The following is a 20698-nucleotide window of genomic DNA, read 5'->3' on the forward strand; positions in this document are numbered from 1 at the left end:
GCCGGGGCGCACGCATCACATGTCGCCGTACACGCCCTCCTCGCGGCGGGTCATCCGCCACGCGGCGCGGCGGACGCTGCGGTCGAGGCTGGACTTGAAGTTCCGGTCGGAGCCGAAGTACCGGCGGCCGAGACCGGCGATGGAGTCGACGTGGTCGGCCGTCTTGTCCGCGAAGACCTTGTCGAAGACCTTGCCGAAGTCGTCCTCGTCGTTGAGCTGATGACGCTCTTTGAAAACGGCTCTGGCCGCAGTTCCGTGAACGGCGGGTGAGGTTGCCGGTCAGCCCAGCGAGGCGCTCGCTGCACGCAGTTCGTCGAGGGCCGCCAGGGTGTACCCGGCGAGTTCGTCCTTGCTGTCACGGTCGCCGTCGGACCATTGGGCGTATCCCCGTTTGAAGGCGAGGACGCCCAGCTCGCCCGCCAATGCCGCGGTCGGATCGGGTACGCCGCGGGCGACCAGAGCGTTCGTCATCGCGGCCGCGAGGCTGACGCTCTTGAGGGCGTCACGCTCTTGAAGTTCGGCGCTGGCGGCGACGGCCTCCTTCAGGCGAGGCGCAAGCTCGCGGCTCATGGGGCCCATCGCGCTCGACGCGCGCTCCAGACCGGCGGCGACCGCCTCAAGCGGGCTGGCGTCAGCGGGCGCGTCGGCGATCCCCTCGGTCAGCAATCGGCTCAGCGTCTCCTGTCCGGCCACCAGCAGCTCGCGCTTGTCGGGGAAGTGCCGGAAGAAGGTGCTCTTGGTGACTCCTGCGCGCTCGGTGATCTGCGCGACCGTCGTGGCGTCGTACCCCTGCTCGGTGAACAGGTCGACGGCAGCCACGACGAGGCGTTCGCGTGCGCCTGGTTCCCATCTACCCATGGTCACCATCCTAGGTGATGGGACTCTTGTCCCATCACTGCAGTAGAGTGATGGGACAAGAGTCCCATCACTCCTGGGGGAGTTTTCCATGCGCGTTTTTGTCACCGGCGGCACCGGTCTGATCGGTTCTGCTGTCGTCGCCGAACTGCTCGACAACGGTCACACCGTCCTTGCACTCGCTCGCTCCGACGCATCCGTGCAGGCCATAGAGGCGGCCGGTGCCGAGCCCCTCCGGGGAGCCCTCGCCGATCTGGACACCCTTCGCGCCGGCGCCGCACGGGCCGACGGGGTGATCCACCTCGCGTTCGACCACGACTTCAGCAGCCCCGAGACCCTCGCGAAGTCGGTCGCGGAGGAGGGTGCCGCCCTCGCGGCCCTCGGCGAGGAACTCGTCGGCAGCAATCGCCCCCTCGTCACCTGCTCGGGCACGCCCTACGTAACCGGCCGGGCCTCCACCGAGGCCGACCCGCTGATGACCGAGGGACCGCTCGGCGGTCGCGGTCGCGCGGTCACGTCGGTCCTGGGCCTGTCCTCGCGCGGGGTCCGCAGCAGTGCCGTACGCCTGCCGCGCACGGTTCACAACCAGGGCTCAGGCGGATTCGCCGGCCTGTTGACCGACATCGCACGCCGGACCGGGGTGTCCGGTTACCCGGGCGACGGCGCACAGCGCTGGCCGGGCGTGCATGCGCTCGACGCGGCAGTCCTCTTCCGGCTCGCTCTGGAACAGGCGGAAGCGGGTACCTCCTGGCACGCCGTGGCCGACGAGGGGGACAAGGTTCGCGATGTCGCCACGGTCATCGGCCGACGGCTGGGCCTGCCGGTCGAGTCGGTACCGGCGGAGACCTTCGGTCCCCTCGGCCAGATCTTCGCGAGCGACCAGCCCTCGTCCAGCGCGTACACCCGGCAGGCGCTCGGCTGGGAGCCCAAGCACCCCAGCCTTCTGGAGGACCTGGAGAACATCCAGCCCTGACCGGCGACCGGGACGTTCGGGCAGGCCCCCTGCCGAAGCGATCCCCGTTCCCGCTGATCCGTGAATCTCATGGCTGGGTGAGGATGCGGGTCCGGAGGAGTTCGAATGAAGCTCGGCCGTACATCACCCTCTTGAGCGCCTTCACCTGGTTCACGTGACCCTCGACCACACCGGAACTCCACGGGAGGGTGAGTCCGGCGGTGACGGCGTCGAGGTCCTGGCGGAGGAAGCCGGCAAAGCCCTTCATGGGCTTCGGTGCGTCCTGCTCGGCCTGCCGGATCCACTCCAGCAGCAGGTATCCGCGCCGGTGGCGGACCAGGTCGACGAACGCCCGAGCGAGGTCGCAGGCCCGGGCGATGTCCGGGCAGGCGAGCCGGTCTTGGAGGAGTCGCTCGTCCTGGCTTTCGGTGAGCGTCTCTCGGGGCCGCATGATCCACGAGGTGATCTTGCGGGGGCTGGGGATGTCGGCCCGGACCGGTTCGGCGGTGCCCGCGCGGAGGGCGGCGAGGTGTTTGCGGACGACCTGGCGGCTGCCCCGGTAGCCTCGGGCCTGGATCTCCAGGAACAGGCGCGTGCCGCTGGCCTGGCCTTGTGCTTCGGCGAAGCGGGCGTTGAGGTATGCCTTGAACGGCTCCAGGACGCCGTTGGGGCGGCGCTCGCGGGCAGAGGCCAGCAGCTGGTCGAGGTCGGTGTCGCGGAAGCGGCGCACGGTCTTGCGGTCGAGGTTCAGACGGCGGGCGATGGCGCTGATCGTCCAGTGTTTGTCCAGCAGACGGTGGATGTTCTCGTAGCGGTGGCGGGTGCGTTCGATGATCTGGGTGCGGGGCAGTTCCGCGGGCGGTAACAGCATCGGGGGCGGCTCCGGCACCCCGGTTCCCGTCTCCTCCTCGGTGTGTTTGCGCAGGCAGTCGCGGGCTGGTGGCAGGTCTTCTCCACCGCAGCGGACAGGTTCTGCAACAGGTGCCGCGATCAGCGACTTCCAGGACATGAGGGGCGGCCTCTTTGACCGCCTTGGTGTAGGCGCTGGCCCGGTCCCGGCAGATGATCTCGGCGCCGGGGGTGCTTGGTGAGCCAGGCCGCGAACGTCTCGGAGGTGCGGTCGGGCAGCACATCGACGACCCGGCCGGCCTCGACGTCGACCAGCACGGTGCCGTAGGTGCAGCCCTTGCGGAAGGCGAACTCGTCCACCCCCAGCACCCGCGGCGCTCGGTCCGGCACCGTCGGTGCCGTCAATAGCCCGAGCAGCCGGGTCCGGCCCGCGGTCAGCCGCAGTCGGCGGCACAATCGTGCGGCCGGACGGCCGGACGGCCGCCGAGCTCGATCGCGATCGACCGCAGCCAGCCTGTCAGTCCGGTGCTGGAGCGGCGGTGCCGCTCGGACAGTCCCGGCACCTGCTCGACGAACGTCTTGCGGGAACAGCTCTTCCGGTCACAGAAGTACCGGCGGACCCACAGCCGGACTACGACCCGGCGTGAGCCCAACGGCCTTTCATCAAGGGCGCGTTGGTACATGCTGTGCGTGCGCCTCGCCTGTTTCCGGCAGTCTGGGCACCGGCCCGGGTGAGCGGTGGACACCGCCTCCACCACAAGGACGTCGGTGGACTCGCTGACGCGGTCCACCCGCGCATCGATCCCGGGAAACAGAACATCCTCGACCGTCTTGCTCGCCATGGCAGGAAACACTCTGCCGAAACGATCCCGCGTTCCGGCCGCTGACCTGGGGGTTCACGGAGCTGCGGCCAGAGCCGTTTTCAAGGATTCTCATCACCGCCCGGACTTTGGCGTCCGCCTTGGCCTCCTCGAAGGGCCGGACGACGTCCTGCTCTGTGAAGTCCGTGCCGAACTTGGCGTAGAACTTCTCGATCAGCTCGGACAGCAGGGACTTCTCGGCCTCCTTGGCGCCGCCCGGTCCCTCGCCGAAGCCCGGCATCGTCGCGGGCCCCTCCGGGCCGAGGGAAACGTCGTGCTCGCCGGTCTGCTGCGCGCGCAGGTGGCTGAGGTCCACATCGCCGAATGTCCACGCGAGGGCCGCCGGCCGACATCCGCAGGCCAGTGCCCTCCATGCCTCAGGCGGGGCCGGGATCGAAGATCTCGTGTCCGCCGACCCGACGCCAGACAATGTGCGGCTCACCCGCGCGGACCTCGTCCGTGTACTGCGAGGTGGCCCGCCCGTCAGGTGCCCAGGTCATCTCCTTGACGGGACGCACGTAGGCGGGAGTGGAACACCCTGGACCGGCTTGACAGCTTGCCCGCCGCCTGCCGGACGCCCAGCGGGTGCGGGGCCGCTGCGGCGGACGGTCCGGGGCAGTCGACGGCACACCCCGGCCGTGGACGGCCGGAGAGTAATAGGATCCGAGCTGCCACAACGGCCACACAAGACAAGTGTTCGAGCGTGAGCAGGGTCGTTCGGGCATGCTGGAAAGATGCCAGCGGCACCTTTTCCGGAGGGAGCGGGAATGGCGGAGAGTCCGGCAGAAGGACGCAGGGGCGGTCCGGCGGCACCCCAGTTGCGGCTGGACGAGCTGCTGGAGGGCCTGCAGGCGCAAGTGGCGCAGGTACGTGCGACCCGGGACCGGGTGCACACGCTGCTGGACGCGGTGCTGGCGATCGGCTCCGACCTGGATCTCGATGTGGTGTTGCGGCGCATCACCGAGTCCGCGGTGGCACTGGTGGACGCCCAGTACGGGGCGCTGGGGGTGCTGGGCGAGGAAGGCCGGATCAAGCAGTTCATCACGGTCGGTGTGGACGAGGAGACCATCAAGGCGATCGGCCACTATCCCGAGGGCCGGGGCATCCTGGGGCTGCTGATCAGGGAGCCGGAGCCGCTGCGGCTGGCCGACCTCGGCGCCCATGCCGAATCGGTGGGCTTCCCGGAAGGGCATCCGCCGATGACCACGTTCCTCGGGGCTCCGGTGCGCGTGCGCGACCAGGTCTTCGGGAACCTGTACCTGACCGACAAGCGCGGTGGGGCGCAGTTCGACGACGAGGACGAGGCGGTGCTGCGCACCCTGGCGGCCGCGGCAGGCGTGGCCATCGACAACGCCCGGCTGTACGAGGACACGCGCCGCAGGGAGCAGTGGCTGGCGGCGAGCAGTGACCTGACCCGCAGCCTGTTGTCGGGCACCCACCCGGACCAGGTGCTGCACCAGGTCGCCACCAGCGTAAGGGCGCTGGCCGAGGCCGATCTGGTGACGGTGGCCGTGCCGCTCGACGGCGGCGACGAGCTGGTGATCGAGGCCGCCGACGGGGAGGGCGCCGAGCGGGTGCGCGGGCTGGTACTGCCGGCCACCACGCTGGCAGCGAAGGTCTACCGGTCCAACGAACGGATCACCAGCAACGCGCTGTCCAAGGAGCCGCAGGGAGGGGGTGGGTCCGCGGCTCGCGTGGAACTGGGCGCCGGGTTCCTGCTCCCGCTGGTCGGCCGCGAGCACGCCCGCGCAGTCCTGCAGGTCGCCAACCTGCCCGGCGGCTCGGAGTTCTCCGACGCCGTCGTGACGATGACCAGTAGCTTCGCCGACCAGGCCGCACTCGCCCTGGAGATTGCCGAGCACCGACGCGAGGCCGAGCATCTCCTGGTCCTGACCGATCGCGACCGCATCGCCCGCGACCTGCACGACCTGGCCATCCAGCGGCTGTTCGCCTCCGGGCTGACGCTGAACTCGGTGCTCGGCCGACTGGGCGACCGGCCCGAGGTGGCCGAGCGCGTCCAACGCGTGGTCAACGACCTCGACGACACCATCAAGACGGTGCGGACCACGATCTACGCGCTGCGCGAGCGCGACCGCTCCGACGAGCGTTCCGGGCTGCGCGCGAAGCTGCTGTCCGAAACCGACAAGGCCGCCGAGACTCTCGGCTTCAGTCCCGCCCTGCGTATGACCGGGCTGCTGGACACCGGCGTACCCGCCGGCCACGCCGAGAACCTGCTGGCGGTGCTGCGCGAGGCGCTGTCGAACGCCGCCCGGCATGCGCACGCCAGCGCCGTCGAGGTCACCGCCGAGACGGACGGCACTCAGCTGCGACTGCGCGTGTCCGACAACGGGCGTGGCATCGACCCGGCCGTCACCCGCCGCAGCGGCCTGGACAACCTCCGCCGACGCGCCACCGACCTGGGCGGCAGCCTCACGCTCGCATCGAACGAGCCCACCGGCACCGTCGTGGAATGGACGGCCCCCCTCCCCTCAGAGGCGGACGCGTAGCGCGCGAGCCCAGCCGCGCCGCTCGGCCGGCGCGGACCGCTTCGGGCCGCTCCCCGGACCACAGAGCAGATGTCGCACCTCATGCGCGCGGGGGCCCGGCTCGCCGGACGCCGGCGGTGACCGCGTTCGTCAGCTCGTGCGTTCCCAGCCGCGGCGGGGAGCGCGGGCGCCGAGCCCGGTGTCACGGCTGCGGTAGACGATGTAGGGGCGGGTGAGGTAGCCCAGTGGTGCGGTGAGCATGTGGACGAGACGGGTGAAGGGCCAGAACGCGAACAGCAGCAGGGCGCTGAGCGCGTGGAGCTGGAACAGCACCGGCGCTTCGCTCATCAGGTCCGGGTCGGGCTGGAAGTAGAAGATGGAGCGGAACCAGACGGAGATCGTTTCGCGGTAGTTGTAGCCGCCGCCCACGATGTTCGCGGCCACGGTGGCGGCTAGGCCCAGGGCGATGGTCACCGTGAGGGAGAGGTACATGGCCTTGTCGTTGCGGGTGGTGGCCGAGAACACGGGCCCGACGGTGCGGCGCCGGTAGATCAGGATGGCCAGTCCGCCCACGGTGGCGACGCCCGCGATGGTGCCGAGGACGACGGCGGAGACGTGGTAGGCCTGCTCGCTGATACCGGCGGCTTCGGTCCAGCTCTCGGGGATGACCAGTCCGCCGATATGGCCGAGGAGCACGACGAGGATGCCGAAGTGGAACAGCGGGCTGCCGATGCGCAGCAGCCGCCTCTCGTACAGCTGGGAGGAGCGGGTGGTCCAGCCGAACTTGTCGTAGCGGTAGCGCCAGACGTGACCGAGGACGAACACCGCGAGGACGACGTAGGGCAGCACGACCCACAGCAGGATGCCGCCGGTGCCTGCCCCCGCCGCCAGGGTGAGGGGTTGCGCGGGCGCGGTCATCGGGGACCTCCTACGACGGGGTCGGGCAGGAACACCGGGGACGCGTACGGATCGAGGCCGACCTGCTCCTCGGGCGGCCCCTCGGAGGCGAGGCGCATGACGGCTTCGCGGTCGTCTCCGGCGAGGGCGGGCAGGGTGGCGGACACGGAGTGCAGCACCTGCGCCCAGGGCGAGCCGTCGTCGGCCAGGGCCAGCCGCAGCAGTTCCAGGCCGGCACGGTGTTCGGAGAGCAGGCGTACTCCCGCGGCCGGGTCCGCGGCGGCGAATTCGAGAACGACGGCCAGGTGGTCGGGAAGTTCGTCGTCGCCCAGGCGCCATCCGGCGGCGGCGTAGGCCTGCTTCAACCGCAGCAGACCGATGCCTCGCTTCCTGGTGTCGCCGTGCGCGTAATACGTCAGATAGGGGCAGCAGCGTTTGCGGTGGTCGAAGGTGGCCACGTAGGCGGCGGCCAGGTCCGCGAGGGCGGTCTGCCCGGCGTATGCCGTGAACCGGAGCAGCGGGCGCGCGGCCGGGTCGGGAAGGGCGGCGGCGACCCGGGTGGCCAGGGCGAGGCGCTGTTCGAACTGCTCGTCGGGGTAGGCGAGCAGCAGGGACTGGGCCTGCCAGGCGTGGGGATGCCAGGGCTCGGTGCGGGCCGCCCGCGTGGTCTTCCTCTTCATGGTTTCGGCTCGGCCTCCTCCGCGCTGTCTCCGCCGGCGCCGGCTCCGCCGCCGGATGGTCTGTCCGGGAACATGCCGGGCGGGGAGCCTTTGCCGTCCCAGTTGAGGAGGTTGACCCGGGTGGCCTTGTCAGTGGGGGCGGCCGGGGTGTCGGAGGTCTGACGGTTGCGCAGCGCTTGGAAGTTCTCCACGGCGATCGGGGCCGCACCGCCGGAGGTCTCACCGAACGGGCCGGAGCCTCCCATGCCGGGGCCGCCCTCGTAGTCCAGGCTGCACTCGGTGGCCAGCTCCTCCAGCCTGTGGGCCTGTTCGGCGTGGGCGGGCGGGATGACGTACCGCTCGTCGTACTTGGCCAGGGCCAGCAGCCGGTACATGTCGTACAGCTGCTCGCCGCTCATGCCGACCGACGTGGGGATGGTGTCGTCGGGTTCCCGGCCGAGGTTGATGTCGCGCATGTAGGAGCGCATGGCGGCCAGGCGGTGCAGGGCCGCGTCGACGGGGGCCGGGTCGCCGGCGCTGAACAGCTGGGCGAGGTAGTCGACGGGGATGCGCAGGGCGTCGACCGCGGCGAAGAGGTTGTGGTGGCTCTCGGCGTCGTGGCCGGTGTCGCGTACGGCGTCCACCACCGGGGACAGCGGCGGGATGTACCAGACCATGGGCATCGTCCGGTACTCCGGATGCAGCGGCAGCGCCACCTTGTAGGTGTTGATCAGGGAGTGGATCGGGGAACGCTGGGCGGCCTCGATCCAGTCCCGCGGGATGCCTGCCCGCTCCGCTTCGGCGATCACCTGCGGGTCGGTCGGGTCGAGGAAGACCTGCCGCTGGGCCTCGTACAGGCCGGTGTCGTCGGGGGTGGAGGCGGCTTCGAGGACGCGGTCGGCGTCGTAGAGGACGAGGCCGATGTAGCGCAGGCGGCCGACGCATGTCTCGGAGCAGACGGTGGGCAGGCCGACCTCGACGCGGGGGAAGCAGAAGGTGCACTTCTCGGCCTTGCCGGTGCGGTGGTTGAAGTACACCTTCTTGTACGGGCAGCCGGTCACGCACATCCGCCAGCCCCGGCAGCGGTCCTGGTCGACCAGCACGATGCCGTCCTCGGTGCGCTTGTAGATGGCGCCGGAGGGACAGGAGGCCGCGCAGGACGGGTTGAGGCAGTGCTCGCAGATCCGCGGCAGGTAGAACATGAAGGTCTGCTCGAACTCGAGCTTGATCTCCTGGGAGACCTGGTTCAGCAGGACGTCCTTCTCGCTGGTCGCCGCCGATCCGCCGAGGTCGTCGTCCCAGTTCGCCGACCAGGAGATCTTCATGTCCTTGCCGCTGATCAGGGACTTGGGGCGGGCGACGGGGGTGTGCTCCTGGAGCGGGGCGTTGGTCAGCGTCTCGTAGTCGTATGTCCAGGGCTCGTAGTAGTCGTCGAGGGACGGCAGCACCGGGTTGGAGAAGATCTGGATCAGCTTCTTGAAACGACCGCCCGCCTTGAGTGCGAGGCGGCCCCGCTTGTTGAGTTCCCAGCCGCCCTTCCAGGTGTCCTGGTCCTCGTAGCGGCGCGGGTATCCCTGGCCGGGGCGGGTCTCGACGTTGTTGAACCAGACGTACTCGACGCCGGTGCGGTTGGTCCACGCCTGTTTGCAGGTGACCGAGCAGGTGTGGCAGCCGATGCACTTGTCGAGGTTCATCACCATCGCCATCTGGGCCATGCAGCGTCCGATAGTGGCTCCGCCACGGGGTCCGATGGTGCCTTCGCCACGGGGTCCGACGGTGCCTTCGCCACGGGGCATCAGTAGTCCACCTCCTGGTTGGCGCGGCGGCGGATGACGGTGACCTCGTCGCGCTGGTTGCCGGTCGGGCCGAGGTAGTTGAAGGCGTAGGAGAGCTGGGCGTAACCGCCGATCAGATGGCTGGGTTTGATCAGCAGGCGGGTCAGGGAGTTGTGGATGCCGCCGCGCCGGCCGCTCGTCTCGGTACGGGGCACGTCGATGAGCCGGTCCTGTGCGTGGTGCATGTAGACGGTGCCCTCCGGCATACGGTGCGAGACGACCGCCCGGGCGGCGACCACGCCGTTGCGGTTGACGGCTTCCACCCAGTCGTTGTCCCGCACGCCGGCTTCGGCCGCGTCCTGCGTGCTCATCCAGATCGTCGGCCCGCCCCGGGACAGGGAGAGCATGAACAGGTTGTCCTGGTACTCGGAGTGGATCGACCACTTGTTGTGCGGGGTCAGGTAGCGGACGGTCACACCCAGTTCCCCGACATCCCCCGGACGCGGCTCGTCGAACAGGGCGTCCATGTTCAACGGGGGCCGATAGACGGGCAGTTGCTCGCCAAGCGCAATGATCCAGTCGTGGTCGAGGTAGAAGTGCTGGCGGCCGGTGAGGGTGTGCCAGGGCTTGAGGCGCTCCACATTGACGGTGAACGGTGAGTAGCGGCGCCCGCCGGTCTCCGAGCCCGACCACTCCGGGGAGGTGATGACCGGGACCGGGGCGGCCTGGGTGTCGGCGAAGGTGATCCGCTTGCCCTCGTGCTCGGCGGCCAGGTCCGCGAGCCGTGTGCCGGTGCGGGCTTCGAGGGTGTGGAAGCCCTGTGCGGCCAGGTGCCCGTTGGTGGTGCCGGACAGGGCGAGGATCGCCTCGCAGGCCTGCACGTCCCGGGCGATCGACGGCCGTCCGTCCGCCGCTCCGCCCCGCACCGTGCCGTTCTTGTGCCGCAGGTACTCCAGCTCGCGGTCGACCTTGAAGGTGATGCCCTTGGTCGTGGCACCGAGCGAGTCCAGCAGCGGGCCGAGGGCGCCCATCTTGTCGGCGACGGCAGCGTAGTCCCGCTCGACCGTCACGAGTTTCGGCATGGTGCGGCCCGGCACCGGCTCGCACTCCCCCGCCTTCCAGTCGCGGACCCGGCCGTGCGGGGTGGCCAGCTCGTCCGGGGTGTCGTGCAGCAGCGGCGCGGCGATCACGTCCGTGCGTACGCCGAGGTGGCCGACGGCCTGACGGCTGAACTCCTTGGCCAGGGTGTGGAAGGCGTCCCAGTCCGTGCGGGTCTGCCAGGGCGGGGCGATCGCCGGATTGAAGGCGTGCACGAAGGGGTGCATGTCCGTGCTGGACAGGTCGTGCTTCTCGTACCAGGTGGCTGCGGGCAGTACGACGTCGGAGAACACGGTCGTGCTGGTCATGCGGAAGTCCAGGGTCAGCAGCAGGTCGAGCTTGCCGACCGGGGCCTGATCCCGCCACACCACGCCCCGGGGGCGGGCGTCCGGCGGAGCCTCGGTGGCACGGACCGAGGCGTCGGTGCCGAGCAGGTGCTTGAGGAAGTACTCGTTGCCCTTCGCGGACGAGCCCAGCAGGTTGGCCCGCCAGACGGTCAGTACCCGTGGGAAGTTCTCCGGCGCGTCCGGGTCCTCGCCCGCGAACCGCAGCCGCCCCGCCTTGAGCTCGTCCACGATGTGCTCGGCGACCGGGCGGCCGGCTGCCGCCGCCTCGTCGGCCAGGTCGAGCGGATTGCGGTCGAAGGTGGGATAGGACGGCATCCAGCCCATCCGGGCCGACTGCGCGATGAGGTCGGCGGTGGTCTTCCCGGCGAACGGACCGCCCGCGCCGCTCTCACCGGCCGCCCCGCCGGTGTCCGCCGCGAGGGTGTCGGCCGAGAACGGGTCGTAGCGGAACTGGTCGCTGTGCAGATACCAGTACGCCGTCTGGATCATCAGCCGGGCCGGGCGGTTCCAGTCCGCAGCCGTCGCGATCGCCGAGTAACCGGTGATCGGACGCACCTTCTCCTGCCCGACGTAGTGCGCCCAGCCGCCGCCGTTCACGCCCTGGCAGCCGGTCAGCGTGGTCAGCGTCAGGAACGCGCGGTAGATCGTGTCGGAGTGGAACCAGTGGTTGGTGCCCGCCCCCATGACGATCATCGAACGGCCGCAGGACTCCTCGGCGTTGGCGGCGAACTCCCGGGCGATCCGGGCCGCCCGATCGGCGTCCACGCCCGTGATCGCCGCCTGCCAGGCCGGGGTGCAGGGCTGGTCCGCGTCCTCGTACGACGTCGGCCACTCGCCGGGCAGACCGTCACGGGCCACCCCGTACCGGGCCAGCAGCAGGTCGTACACCGTGGTCACCAGCCGCCCGGCGACCCGGCGCACCGGTACGCCGCGCCGCAGCCGGCCCCCAGCGCCGTCCGGAGCGTCGAAGCGCGGCAGCTCGACGGCGACCGGCGCCTCGCCGTCGCCGAAGGCGGACAGCAGCGGATCGGTGTCGCCGAGGTCCAGGTTCCACTTCCCGGCGCCGGACTCGCCGTAGCGATCGCCGAGCGTGCCGTTCGGCACCACGGGCTGCCCGGTTGCGGCGTCGAGCAGTACGGTCCTGAACTCGGCGTGCTCGGCCCCGGCGCTCTCACCGCCGAGATCGGCGGCGGTCAGGAACTTGCCCGGCGTGAAGGTGCCCGGCTCACCGTCGACCTCGTCCAGCGCGACCAGGAAGGGCAGATCCGTGTACTTCTTGACGTAGCCGGTGAAGTACGGGGCGGCCCGGTCGACGAAGAACTCCTTGAGGATCACGTGACCCATGGCCATCGCCAGCGCCCCGTCGGTGCCCGGCCGGGCCGCAAGCCACTCGTCGGCGAACTTCACGTTGTCCGCGTAGTCGGGCGACACGGCGACGACCTTCTGGCCCCGGTAGCGGGCCTCCGCCATCCAGTGCGCGTCCGGCGTACGGGTCACCGGCAGGTTCGAACCCCACATGATCAGATAGCCGGCGTCCCACCAGTCCCCCGACTCCGGTACGTCGGTCTGGTCGCCGAACATCTGCGGAGAAGCCACCGGCAGGTCGGCGTACCAGTCGTAGAACGACAGCATCGCGCCGCCGAGCAGCGAGTAGAAGCGGGCTCCGGCCGCGTGCGACACCATCGACATCGCCGGGATCGGCGAGAATCCGGCCAGCCGGTCGGGCCCGTACTTCTTGATGGTGTGCACGTGCGCGGCGGCGACCATCTCCACCGCCTCGTCCCAACTCGCCCGCACCAGGCCGCCCTTGCCGCGCACCTGCCGGTAGCGGCGCGCCTTCTCGGGGTCGGAGACGATGTCCGCCCAGGCGGCCACCGGGTCGCCCAGCCGCTGCTTGGCCTCCCGGTACATCTGGAGGAGCACGCCCCGCACGTACGGATAGCGCACCCGGGTGGGCGAGTACGTGTACCAGGAGAACGCCGCCCCTCGCGGGCAGCCGCGCGGCTCGTACTCGGGGCGGTCCGGGCCGACCGACGGGTAGTCGGTCTGCTGTGCCTCCCAGGTGATGATGCCGTCCTTGACGTACACCTTCCACGAGCACGATCCGGTGCAGTTCACGCCGTGCGTGGAGCGCACCACCTTGTCGTACGACCAGCGGTCCCGGTAGAAGTCGTCCGCCTGGCGGCCGCCCTTCCGGTGCAGGGTGCGCAGGTCGTCGGAGACCTCCGCCCGGGTGAAGTAGCGGCGGCTGCGCACCAGCGCCTCCGCCAGACCGCTGTCCATCCCCGCCCGCGCCGGCCCCTGGCTGGTCTCCCTGCTCACCGCGGCACTCCGCTCCCGGGCGCCACGGCCCGTTCGAATGGTGATCGGTTCCGGCCGTATGACTCTACGACCGCCGTCCCCGGGAAGGTCGGCAGCCACACCGTGACCGGCTCGGGGCTCGGCGAGGACCGTCTGTGTGCAGGGCCGGTCACCCCGGTTTCGCAGGGCCGTGCCCGGGTCTGGAAATGCCCCGTCCCCCGCTCGTGGTGAGCGGGGGGACGGGGCTTACGGGAGTGCCGCGCTGTCGGCGTCGGCGGGGGGGCGGCGGGCGGCCTTTCAGGCGGCCGGCCGGGACAGCGTGCTGCCCGCCCTGGCACGCACGGCCTCGACGGCTTCCCATTCCGCGGTGCCGAGGTTCGCCAGCGCTGCCGGGAAGACGCCGTCCTGCTCCTTGAGGATGTGGTCGCGCAGCATCGCCGTCGCCTCCATCAGGCGGTCCGGCCAGGTCGCATCGGTCAGGAACGCACCGTTCGCCTCGGCCAGCACCGCCTCGATGCGGCGGTGCTCGGCCTCCAGGGCGGCGATCTGCTCGGGGAAGTCCCCGGCCAGAGCGGGGAACAGGCCGTGCTCCTCCACCTCGGTGTGCGGGCCCAGCACCCCCGTGATCTCCCGGGCGACCTCCGCCATCCGGACCACTCCGCCGTCCTGGTGGGCGGGACGGAGGTAGCTGATCAGGCGGACCACCTCGTCATGCTCCCGGGTCAGCTCGTCGATCGTCTCCAGGGCCTGGCAGCCGCAGTACTCGCACACCGTCTTCTCCCTCTTCCTCGGCCCGTCGTTCTCGTCCGCTCGTCCCTACGCGGTGGTGTCCGCGGTGCGGTGCCCACCCGGGCGGCCGGTGGGCTGCTTCCGTTCGTCCCGCCCGCCGCCTTCGGCCGCGGCCCGGACACCGGTGAGGGTGTAGACCAGTGCTGCGGCGGCCACGATCGCGAGCAGGGCCAGGCCCGCCGCGTACGTCCCGTACCCGCCGTACAGCGAGCCCATCACCAGCGGCGGCAGGAAGCCTCCCAGGCCACCCGCGGCGCCGACCACTCCGGTGACCGAGCCGACCTGGTCGGCCGGGGTCCGCTGGGCCACCAGGGCGAAGGTCGCCCCGCTGCCGGCGCCGAGCGCGGCGGCCATGGACAGGAAGGCGATGGTGCCCATCGGCGCCAGGGGGAGGGTGAAGGACTGCACGACCGCTCCGGCCACGACCACGGCCAGCGAGCCGGCCAGCACCCGGACCGGGCCCAGCCGGTCGGACAGCCAGCCGCCGATCGGGCGCATCGCCACGGCGAGGAGCACGAATCCGGCCATGCGGTTGGCGGCGTCGGCCTGGGTGAGGCCGTAGCCGGTCTTGAGGTAGGTGGGCAGGTAGACGGAGAAGGCCACGTAGCCGCCGAACATGACCGCGTACAGCGCGGATGCCTGCCAGGTGATGGCGAGGCGGGCGGTGGCGGCCAGGCGGCGGGCCAGCGGCTCGGTCGGTACGGTGCGTCCGGGGGCGTCGCGTAGCAGCAGCGCGGCGGTCACGGCGTACACGGCCAGGACCGCGGCGGTGATGAGGAAGGGGGTGGCCATGTTGTTCGCGTCGACCAACTGCACGGTGGTCAGGGCGCTGATGGCGGTGCCGCCCATGCCGGCGCCGAAGATGCCGATGGCCAGGCCGCGCCGCGCGGGCGGGAACCAGGAGTTGACGAGCGGCACGCCGACCGCGAAGGCGGTGCCGCCGATGCCGAGGAGGAAGCCGCCGACCAGCAGTGCGGCGAGGGAGGAGTGCCCGGCCAGGCCGAGGTAGAGCACCGGCACGATGGTGGCCGCCGACACGATCGGGAACATCACCCGTCCGCCGAACCTGTCGGTCAGCGCGCCGACCGGGATACGGCCGAGCGAGCCGACCACGACCGGCACCGCCACCAGCAACGACTGCTCGAACGACGACAGGTCGAGGCTGTCCTTGAACCGCGGGCCGAGCGGGCTGAGCAGCGCCCACGCCCAGAAGTTCACGGCGAACCCGACCGTGGCCAGGGCCAGCATCAGCCACGCCCGGCCCGGCACCGGCGCACCCGACGGCGAGCTGCCGCTCCTCGACTTCAACGGCTGGACCATGTTGTCCGTCCCTTTCGTCTTCATGGTGGTACTGCGTGGTACTGCGCTGCGCCACCGGGATCGCTCACGCGCCGCAGGCCCCTTGCCTGCAGAAGCGGCATCCCGGAACCACTCTCCGCACCAGGTCCGACCGCAGGCATGGGCCAACGGTCCCTGCCGACGGACAGACGGTCCCCGGATTCGGACCGGCAGTCCCTCCGCACGGTCCCGTCCACCGGCTCGTCCGCGCGCTCCCGCGAAGCAACGGCAGCGATCGGTCGTCCTCGCACGGCGAGGGGGCCCGTGGGGGTAGGGCCGGTCGGCCCTACCCCCGCACGACGGCCGCGGGGACGATGGACTGATGTTCCAGAACGACGCCTTTCGCGCACTCGCCCGGCAGGAGTGCCTGCGCCTGCTCGCCAAGGTGCCGGTCGGCCGCGTGGTCTACACCCGGCACGCGCTGCCCGCGGTCCTGCCCATCAACTTCTCCCTCGACACGGACGCCTCCGTCCTGGTGCGCACCTCGCCGGACTCGGATCTCGTCCACGCCATCGACGGCGTCGTGGTCGCCTTCGAGGCGGACGAGTTCGATGCGGCAACCCGGTCCGGCTGGAGCGTGGTCGTCACCGGACAGGCCAACGTCGTGACCGATCCCGCCGAGCACGACCGGCTCTCGGAGACCGGCCCCACGTCGTGGATGCCCTTGCAGGAGGCGGCGTTTGTGCGGATCGAGTCGGAGATGGTCACCGGACGCGAACTCAGGGGAACGCACGGCACGCAGTGAGGCGTCACCCGCCGCGCGCCGCCGGGCTTCCGGTGCCTGCCGCGCCGGCCCTGCGCCGGCCGACGCCACGGGCCCTTCACCAGCCGACGCCACGGAGTCGGCCCGTCGGCTCGGTCCCGATGTCAGTCCTCAGGTCATGTGGCGGGCAGGGCGGTGGCGAGCAGGACGATGCCGAGTGAGCCGACGAGGGAGACGACCGCCAGGGACCGGGCCAGGTCGGCGCGGCCCTTGGCGTGGGCGATTCCGTGTCCGGCCGCGGCGAGCATCACCACCACGAACAGGGCGAGCTTGGCCGCCAGGGTGCGGCCGTAGCCGGGTTCGGCGAGCGAGGCCCAGGTGACGCCCCGGTGCCAGGCCATGGCCCAGCCGCTGGCCAGCTGCACGGGCAGGAACACCGCTGCGGTCAGTATTCCGAACCGGCGGCCCGCCGCCGCCGTGAATGTGTCCTTGACCTCCGGGGCGAGCAGATGCCGGGCCAGCGGAAGGACCACCAGGGTGAGGGCCAGCTGTCCGCCGACCCACAGGGCCGCACCGGCCACGTGCGCGAACCGCACCAGGGACCACCAGCCGACGGTGTCCATCAGTCGCTCACCTCCACCGTGCCGTGCGCGCCTGCTTCGGCGTGGCGCATGTCGTGGTCGACGAAGGCGTAGTGGCCGGCTTCCGGGAACGTCGTCTCGACGAAGCCGCCTTGCGCCGGGGCCAGGTCCAGCACCTGCGCGCCGCCCGCATCGCCGGGCTTCAGCGAGTAGGCGCCCTCCTTGTACACGGTGTCGAACACGGTGCCGACGATGTGGAAGGCGATGCCGTCGCCGGGGCCTGCGGCAACCACCCAGAAGCGGGCCCGCTCGCCGGCCTTCACCTTCAGGGGCTGCCTGGAGTACTGGTTCGCGATGCCGTTGAACACCCAGGCGTCCGGGGTGCCTTCGCGCATCTTCGTCACCTGGGCCGTGCTGCCGGGCGTGCCGAGGTAGAGCGCGGAGGAGACCAGCACGTATTCGTGGTCGGCCTTCGGCAGGCCGGGCGGGTCGATGACGACGGCGCCGTACATGCCGTTGCCCATGTGCTGGAGCATCGGTGAGGTGCTGCAGTGGTACAGCCATGCTCCGGCCTTCTCGGCACGGAACCGGTAGACCAGCCGCTCGCCCGGGTCGAGGGTACGCATGGGCTTGTCGGGGGCGAGGGCGCCGGCGTGGAAATCGATGCCGTGGCCCATACCGGTGTCGTCGTTGACGAGGGTGATCTCGAAGACGTCGCCGACCTTGCCGCGCAGGGTGGGGCCGGGTGCGCTGCCGCCGAAGGTCCACATCTGCTGCTTCACGCCGGGGGCGACCTCCATGGTGGTGTGGGCGGCGTGCAGTTCGACCTTCCGCACCGTCCCGCCGGGCGCCGGGGCGAGTTCGGCGTCGTGTGCCCGCCAGCCGTCGGAGAACTCGGCGGCGAGGTCCAGCCCGCCCGGGGCGGGGGCGGTGGCGTGCCCGCCGTGACCGTCCGCGTGCTCGGTCGTGCCGCCCTTGACGACGATGTCCATGGTCATCCCGGCGGCACGGTGGCCCGGCAGCGTGCACCACGCCTGGCGGTCCCCGGTGATGGTTCCCAGGTCCAGGGTGTGGCTGTCGCCCTTGCCGAGCATCGGAGTCGCCGGGCCGTCCTCGACCTTGAGGTCGTGACGCTGGGCGTCGACATTGGTGATCTTCAGTCGCAGCGCCGTTCCCTCGGCGACCTCGATCCGGCCCGGGCGGATACGCATGTCGGCGAGGGTCACGTCGACCGTGCGGGTCGCGGTGGCGGCCCCGCCTCCCGCCGCGGAGGCGACGGCCGGTCCGCCGGTGTCCCCGCCGCTGTCGGCCACGAGCACGGCCAGCACGGTCAGGACGACGCCCGCGGCGGTGCCCCACAGGGCCGGGCGACGTGCCACCCCGGCCTTTCCTGCGGCCGGCGACAGCCCCCGTCCGGTGCGGACGAGTACGGGCACCGCGAGGGCGAGGAACGCCGCCCCGGCCAGGGCGGCCAGCACCGTGCCGATCGCGGCGGCCGGGCCGGGCAGCGGGAGCGCCACCAGCGCCACGCCGGTGTTGAGGGCCACCAGCCGCGGCAGCCAGCCCCGTTCGAGCAGCGCCCGTACGGCGGCCCGGTCCTTCGGGCCGCTGCTGAGGACGACCGGCAGCAGATAGGTGAGCGCGCCGATCAGGATCTGGGCGACGAAGCCGATGAGCAGCACCGGGAGCAGAGCGCCGATCCCGGCCTGTGCCTCCGCGAGCGGCCGGGCGGCCAGCCATGCGAGGTCCGCCACCACCGCGATCAGCAGCCAGCAGGTGGCCGTGGCGAGCATCCAGGCCGCCGCCGCGGAGACGGGACGGTTGCCGCGTACGGTACGGACGAGCAGGTGGACGGCGAGGGCCGCTCCCTCCACGTACAGGGCGAGACCCGCCGCGGCCGGCCAGCGCCACCCGAGTGCCAGTGCGGCGGCCGCGACCAGGAGTCCGCTGCCGGTGAGCCACAGCACCCATCGGGACACCTTGGTGGTGCGGTCGTTCATCCGTACGCCCAGCACGGTCGGCCACAGCATGAACAGCGAGCCCAGGACGGGCAGACCGATCCAGCCGAGCAACGTGACGTGGATGTGCGCCAGGCGCAGCCCGGCGTACCGGTCGGGCCCGCCGGCCCCGCCGCCGGTCAGCATCCAGCCGAGAACGGCACCGGCGATCAGGGCGACGGTGGCCGCCCGGTAGTAGGAGACGATCGGCTTGAGCCGCCCGCCGAGCGCGCCCCGCCCCAGGCCGACCAGCATCACCAGGTGCGCGGCGGCCGCACCCACCAGCAACACGGCGGAGACGGCGGTCAGTACGGGAGTCGCGGTCCACACGCCGATGAGCAGCCCTGCCACGGCGAGGTTGGCCGTCACGAGCCGGGCCGTGCTCCAGCGCTCGTCGGGGATCTTCGCGTGCAGCAGGGCGACGGCGAAGTGCTCGCTCCAGATCAGAATGGCGGTGGTGACGGCACCGAGCAGGAACATGTGCACCGCCAGCCAGCGGGCGACCGGCAGCGACTCCTGCGCCGCGACCGCCGGCAGGGCCAGGCCCAGCCATGCCACGACCAGAACGTGGGCGCGCAGATGCCGGGCCTTCACGCCGGACGTCCTGAACCTGCTCGGGTACTTGGCGGGTCTGCGCGCGTCGTCCGTCCCGGGCGGCCCGTCGGCGATGTTGGTCATGCCACTCCTTGGTGCTGGTTCGAACCCGCGCCGCCGTCCTTGTGCGACGCGTTCCCGCCGTCGGCGCCGCCGGGCAGCAGCGCGGCCAACTCCTCCTGGTGGAGGAAGGATCCGGGGACGTATCCGCACCACGGTTCCTCGGCGTACGGGTCGCCGGTGACGCCGTACGCGCGCGATCGCGAGCCGCCACAGACCCGGCGGAACTCGCACACGCCGCAGCGGCCGCCCAACCGGTCGGCGTCCCGCAGCCCGGTGAACAGCTCGGAGGTGCGGTAGATCTCCGCCAGCGGCGTCTCGCGCACGCTTCCGGCGCCCAGCGGCAGGAAGCCGCTCGGGTGCACCGTGCCGGTGTGCGAGACGAAGACGAAGCCGCGGCCCGCGTTGACGTCCAGCGGCGGACGCCGCACCCGGCGCGCTCCGGCGTCCAGGCCCAGCTCGGCGGCCCGCTCGCGCAACTCCCCGTACAGCGGGCCGAGTCCGAGCGCCGCCGCATGGTCGTCGCCGGTGGCGGCGAGGACCTGGCGTTGCAGGGCGACGCGGCGGAAGTGGTGGGCCTCGGTGGTCTTGGCGGGCACGGTCAGGCCCACGTCGTAGACGAAGTTGAGGACGTCCTCCACCTCACCCGCGGTCAGCGCGCCCAGGCTGCGGCCCCGGCCGGTGGGCACCAGGAAGAAGGCGCTCCACAGCATCGCCCCGTGCTCGGCGACCAGGCAGACGATGTCGGGGAGATCGTGCAGGTTGTGCCGGGCGACGGTCGTGTTGATCTGCACCTTCATGCCGAGGGCACGGGCCGTGTCCCAGGCGTCCAGGGTCCAGCGGAACACCCCGGGCACGCCGCGGAAGGTGTCGTGGACGTCGGCGGTGGAGCCGTCCAGGCTCAGCGAGAGCCCGACCGTACCCGCCGCGTGCAGCTCCCGCAGCCGCTCCGCGGTGAGCGTCGGCGTCCCGGAGGGGGACACCGCGACCCGGACGCCGATCCCCTTGCCGTAAGCGATGAGTTCGGCCAGGTCGGGACGCTGGAACGGGTCGCCACCGGTGATCACGAACATCGGGGCGGGCTGCCCGAAGGCAGCAACCTGGTGCAGCAGGTCCTTCGCGGCGGCGGTGTCCAGCTCACGCGGGTCGCGGCCGGGCACGGCCTCGGCACGGCAGTGCAGGCAGGCCAACGGGCAGGCCCGGGTGGACTCCCAGATGACGATGAACGGCCGCTCCCCCGCGTCGTGCCGCTGGCGGCGGATGGCCCGGGCAGGAGCGTTCATCGCGCGGCCCTGCCCAGTGCCCTGGGGCTGTGTCCGGCCGCCCTGGAGTCAGGGCAGACGAGGCGGGCGGCCGGACGGTGACCGGGCCGGACCGTGCGCGGCACCCCCCGCGAGTGGCAGCGGTGGAATCGGCCTCGAGAGCGGTCGATGTGGTCGTGCACGGGACACCTCCGGATCGGTCGCCGTCAGCTTCCACCGGCGGCGGTGGTCGGCGCGGCGGCCGATGGTCTTGTCGGACAGGGCCGTTGGTCCCTCTTCGCGGCAGGTGCAGAAA

17 protein-coding genes and 1 pseudogene are annotated in these 20698 nt (G+C 71.4%); 3 read left to right on the top strand and 15 right to left on the bottom strand.

Annotation, left to right across the window (positions count from 1 at the left end):
• Positions 1 to 279 precede the first annotated feature (279 nt).
• Complete coding sequence (locus ACZ4Z5_RS00950; RefSeq protein WP_468254673.1) at positions 280 to 858, bottom strand: TetR/AcrR family transcriptional regulator; 579 nt, start codon at positions 856 to 858, stop codon at positions 280 to 282.
• 88 nt (positions 859 to 946) lie between these two features.
• Here ACZ4Z5_RS00950 and ACZ4Z5_RS00955 point away from each other — a divergent pair, with 88 nt between their 5' ends.
• Positions 947 to 1828, top strand: a complete 882-nt coding sequence (locus ACZ4Z5_RS00955; protein WP_468254677.1) for an SDR family oxidoreductase — start codon at positions 947 to 949, stop codon at positions 1826 to 1828.
• Positions 1829 to 1895: 67 nt separating this feature from the next.
• Here ACZ4Z5_RS00955 and ACZ4Z5_RS00960 read toward each other — a convergent pair whose 3' ends face one another.
• The 5 genes and pseudogenes from ACZ4Z5_RS00960 to ACZ4Z5_RS00980 all read right to left on the bottom strand — a co-directional run bounded on the left by ACZ4Z5_RS00960 (position 1896) and on the right by ACZ4Z5_RS00980 (position 4016).
• Entirely contained in the window at positions 1896 to 2816 is a 921-nt protein-coding gene (locus tag ACZ4Z5_RS00960; RefSeq protein ID WP_468254680.1) for an ISL3 family transposase, read from the bottom strand.
• Positions 2798 to 3046 (bottom strand): transposase, encoded by a 249-nt coding sequence (locus ACZ4Z5_RS00965; RefSeq protein ID WP_468255504.1) that lies wholly within the window; start codon positions 3044 to 3046, stop codon positions 2798 to 2800. The genes ACZ4Z5_RS00960 and ACZ4Z5_RS00965 overlap by 19 nt, the downstream gene beginning before the upstream one ends.
• Positions 3047 to 3090: 44 nt before the next feature.
• On the bottom strand, positions 3091 to 3309 hold the full coding sequence (locus ACZ4Z5_RS00970; protein WP_468254683.1) for a hypothetical protein: 219 nt from the start codon (positions 3307 to 3309) through the stop codon (positions 3091 to 3093).
• A gap of 286 nt (positions 3310 to 3595) precedes the next feature.
• Positions 3596 to 3838: pseudogene (locus ACZ4Z5_RS00975) on the bottom strand (hypothetical protein); the annotation flags it as partial.
• Positions 3839 to 3893: 55 nt separating this feature from the next.
• Positions 3894 to 4016, bottom strand: a complete 123-nt coding sequence (locus tag ACZ4Z5_RS00980) for a hypothetical protein (RefSeq protein WP_468255551.1) — start codon at positions 4014 to 4016, stop codon at positions 3894 to 3896.
• A gap of 267 nt (positions 4017 to 4283) precedes the next feature.
• Here ACZ4Z5_RS00980 and ACZ4Z5_RS00985 point away from each other — a divergent pair, with 267 nt between their 5' ends.
• The gene (locus ACZ4Z5_RS00985; protein ID WP_468254686.1) at positions 4284 to 6023 is read left to right on the top strand and encodes a sensor histidine kinase; all 1740 of its coding nucleotides are present in this window, start codon (positions 4284 to 4286) and stop codon (positions 6021 to 6023) included.
• 129 nt (positions 6024 to 6152) lie between these two features.
• Here ACZ4Z5_RS00985 and narI read toward each other — a convergent pair whose 3' ends face one another.
• From narI to ACZ4Z5_RS01015, 6 genes are all read right to left on the bottom strand, one after another.
• Complete coding sequence (gene narI, locus ACZ4Z5_RS00990; RefSeq protein ID WP_468254689.1) at positions 6153 to 6920, bottom strand: respiratory nitrate reductase subunit gamma; 768 nt, start codon at positions 6918 to 6920, stop codon at positions 6153 to 6155.
• Positions 6917 to 7579: a nitrate reductase molybdenum cofactor assembly chaperone gene (gene narJ / locus ACZ4Z5_RS00995; protein WP_468254692.1), complete on the bottom strand. Its 663-nt coding sequence runs from the start codon at positions 7577 to 7579 to the stop codon at positions 6917 to 6919. The genes narI and narJ overlap by 4 nt, the downstream gene beginning before the upstream one ends.
• Positions 7576 to 9273, bottom strand: a complete 1698-nt coding sequence (gene narH, locus ACZ4Z5_RS01000) for a nitrate reductase subunit beta (protein ID WP_468254695.1) — start codon at positions 9271 to 9273, stop codon at positions 7576 to 7578. The genes narJ and narH overlap by 4 nt, the downstream gene beginning before the upstream one ends.
• Before the next feature lie 80 nt (positions 9274 to 9353).
• Positions 9354 to 13061, bottom strand: a complete 3708-nt coding sequence (locus ACZ4Z5_RS01005) for a nitrate reductase subunit alpha (RefSeq protein ID WP_468255507.1) — start codon at positions 13059 to 13061, stop codon at positions 9354 to 9356.
• Between the two features lie 315 nt (positions 13062 to 13376).
• Positions 13377 to 13850, bottom strand: coding sequence for a hemerythrin domain-containing protein (locus ACZ4Z5_RS01010; protein ID WP_468254698.1), 474 nt, complete (start codon positions 13848 to 13850; stop codon positions 13377 to 13379).
• A gap of 45 nt (positions 13851 to 13895) precedes the next feature.
• A complete protein-coding gene (locus tag ACZ4Z5_RS01015) occupies positions 13896 to 15188 on the bottom strand; it encodes a nitrate/nitrite transporter (protein ID WP_468255509.1) in 1293 nt (430 codons plus the stop codon).
• A 340-nt stretch (positions 15189 to 15528) separates the two neighbouring features.
• Here ACZ4Z5_RS01015 and ACZ4Z5_RS01020 point away from each other — a divergent pair, with 340 nt between their 5' ends.
• Positions 15529 to 15951 carry a pyridoxamine 5'-phosphate oxidase family protein gene (locus ACZ4Z5_RS01020; protein WP_468254701.1) on the top strand — a complete coding sequence of 141 codons (423 nt, stop codon included), beginning with the start codon at positions 15529 to 15531 and terminating at the stop codon, positions 15949 to 15951.
• 134 nt (positions 15952 to 16085) lie between these two features.
• Here the strand turns inward: ACZ4Z5_RS01020 and ACZ4Z5_RS01025 are convergent, their stop codons facing one another.
• Genes ACZ4Z5_RS01025 through ACZ4Z5_RS01035 form a run of 3 tightly spaced genes read right to left on the bottom strand, consistent with a single transcriptional unit; the run spans position 16086 to position 20424 of the window.
• The gene (locus tag ACZ4Z5_RS01025) at positions 16086 to 16532 is read right to left on the bottom strand and encodes a hypothetical protein (RefSeq protein WP_468254704.1); all 447 of its coding nucleotides are present in this window, start codon (positions 16530 to 16532) and stop codon (positions 16086 to 16088) included.
• Positions 16532 to 19165, bottom strand: a complete 2634-nt coding sequence (locus ACZ4Z5_RS01030; protein WP_468254707.1) for a multicopper oxidase domain-containing protein — start codon at positions 19163 to 19165, stop codon at positions 16532 to 16534. Before ACZ4Z5_RS01030 ends, ACZ4Z5_RS01025 begins: the two co-directional genes overlap by 1 nt.
• On the bottom strand, positions 19162 to 20424 hold the full coding sequence (locus ACZ4Z5_RS01035; protein ID WP_468254710.1) for a TIGR04053 family radical SAM/SPASM domain-containing protein: 1263 nt from the start codon (positions 20422 to 20424) through the stop codon (positions 19162 to 19164). The genes ACZ4Z5_RS01030 and ACZ4Z5_RS01035 overlap by 4 nt, the downstream gene beginning before the upstream one ends.
• Positions 20425 to 20698: the final 274 nt, after the last annotated feature.

The organism is Streptomyces sp. NPDC030222 (assembly GCF_055573115.1).

What these genes read in the sequence shown, in the direction of transcription:
- narH (WP_468254695.1), bottom strand. Translation starts at nt 9,273, where the DNA reads ATGGCCCAGATGGCGATGGTGATGAACCTCGACAAGTGCATCGGCTGC.
- ACZ4Z5_RS01020 (WP_468254701.1), top strand. Translation starts at nt 15,529, where the DNA reads ATGTTCCAGAACGACGCCTTTCGCGCACTCGCCCGGCAGGAGTGCCTG.
- narI (WP_468254689.1), bottom strand. Translation starts at nt 6,920, where the DNA reads ATGACCGCGCCCGCGCAACCCCTCACCCTGGCGGCGGGGGCAGGCACC.
- ACZ4Z5_RS01025 (WP_468254704.1), bottom strand. Translation starts at nt 16,532, where the DNA reads ATGGACACCGTCGGCTGGTGGTCCCTGGTGCGGTTCGCGCACGTGGCC.
- ACZ4Z5_RS00950 (WP_468254673.1), bottom strand. Translation starts at nt 858, where the DNA reads ATGGGTAGATGGGAACCAGGCGCACGCGAACGCCTCGTCGTGGCTGCC.
- ACZ4Z5_RS01035 (WP_468254710.1), bottom strand. Translation starts at nt 20,424, where the DNA reads ATGAACGCTCCTGCCCGGGCCATCCGCCGCCAGCGGCACGACGCGGGG.
- ACZ4Z5_RS00960 (WP_468254680.1), bottom strand. Translation starts at nt 2,816, where the DNA reads ATGTCCTGGAAGTCGCTGATCGCGGCACCTGTTGCAGAACCTGTCCGC.
- ACZ4Z5_RS01005 (WP_468255507.1), bottom strand. Translation starts at nt 13,061, where the DNA reads ATGGACAGCGGTCTGGCGGAGGCGCTGGTGCGCAGCCGCCGCTACTTC.
- ACZ4Z5_RS01030 (WP_468254707.1), bottom strand. Translation starts at nt 19,165, where the DNA reads ATGACCAACATCGCCGACGGGCCGCCCGGGACGGACGACGCGCGCAGA.
- ACZ4Z5_RS00985 (WP_468254686.1), top strand. Translation starts at nt 4,284, where the DNA reads ATGGCGGAGAGTCCGGCAGAAGGACGCAGGGGCGGTCCGGCGGCACCC.
- ACZ4Z5_RS00955 (WP_468254677.1), top strand. Translation starts at nt 947, where the DNA reads ATGCGCGTTTTTGTCACCGGCGGCACCGGTCTGATCGGTTCTGCTGTC.
- narJ (WP_468254692.1), bottom strand. Translation starts at nt 7,579, where the DNA reads ATGAAGAGGAAGACCACGCGGGCGGCCCGCACCGAGCCCTGGCATCCC.
- ACZ4Z5_RS01015 (WP_468255509.1), bottom strand. Translation starts at nt 15,188, where the DNA reads ATGGTCCAGCCGTTGAAGTCGAGGAGCGGCAGCTCGCCGTCGGGTGCG.
- ACZ4Z5_RS00980 (WP_468255551.1), bottom strand. Translation starts at nt 4,016, where the DNA reads ATGACCTGGGCACCTGACGGGCGGGCCACCTCGCAGTACACGGACGAG.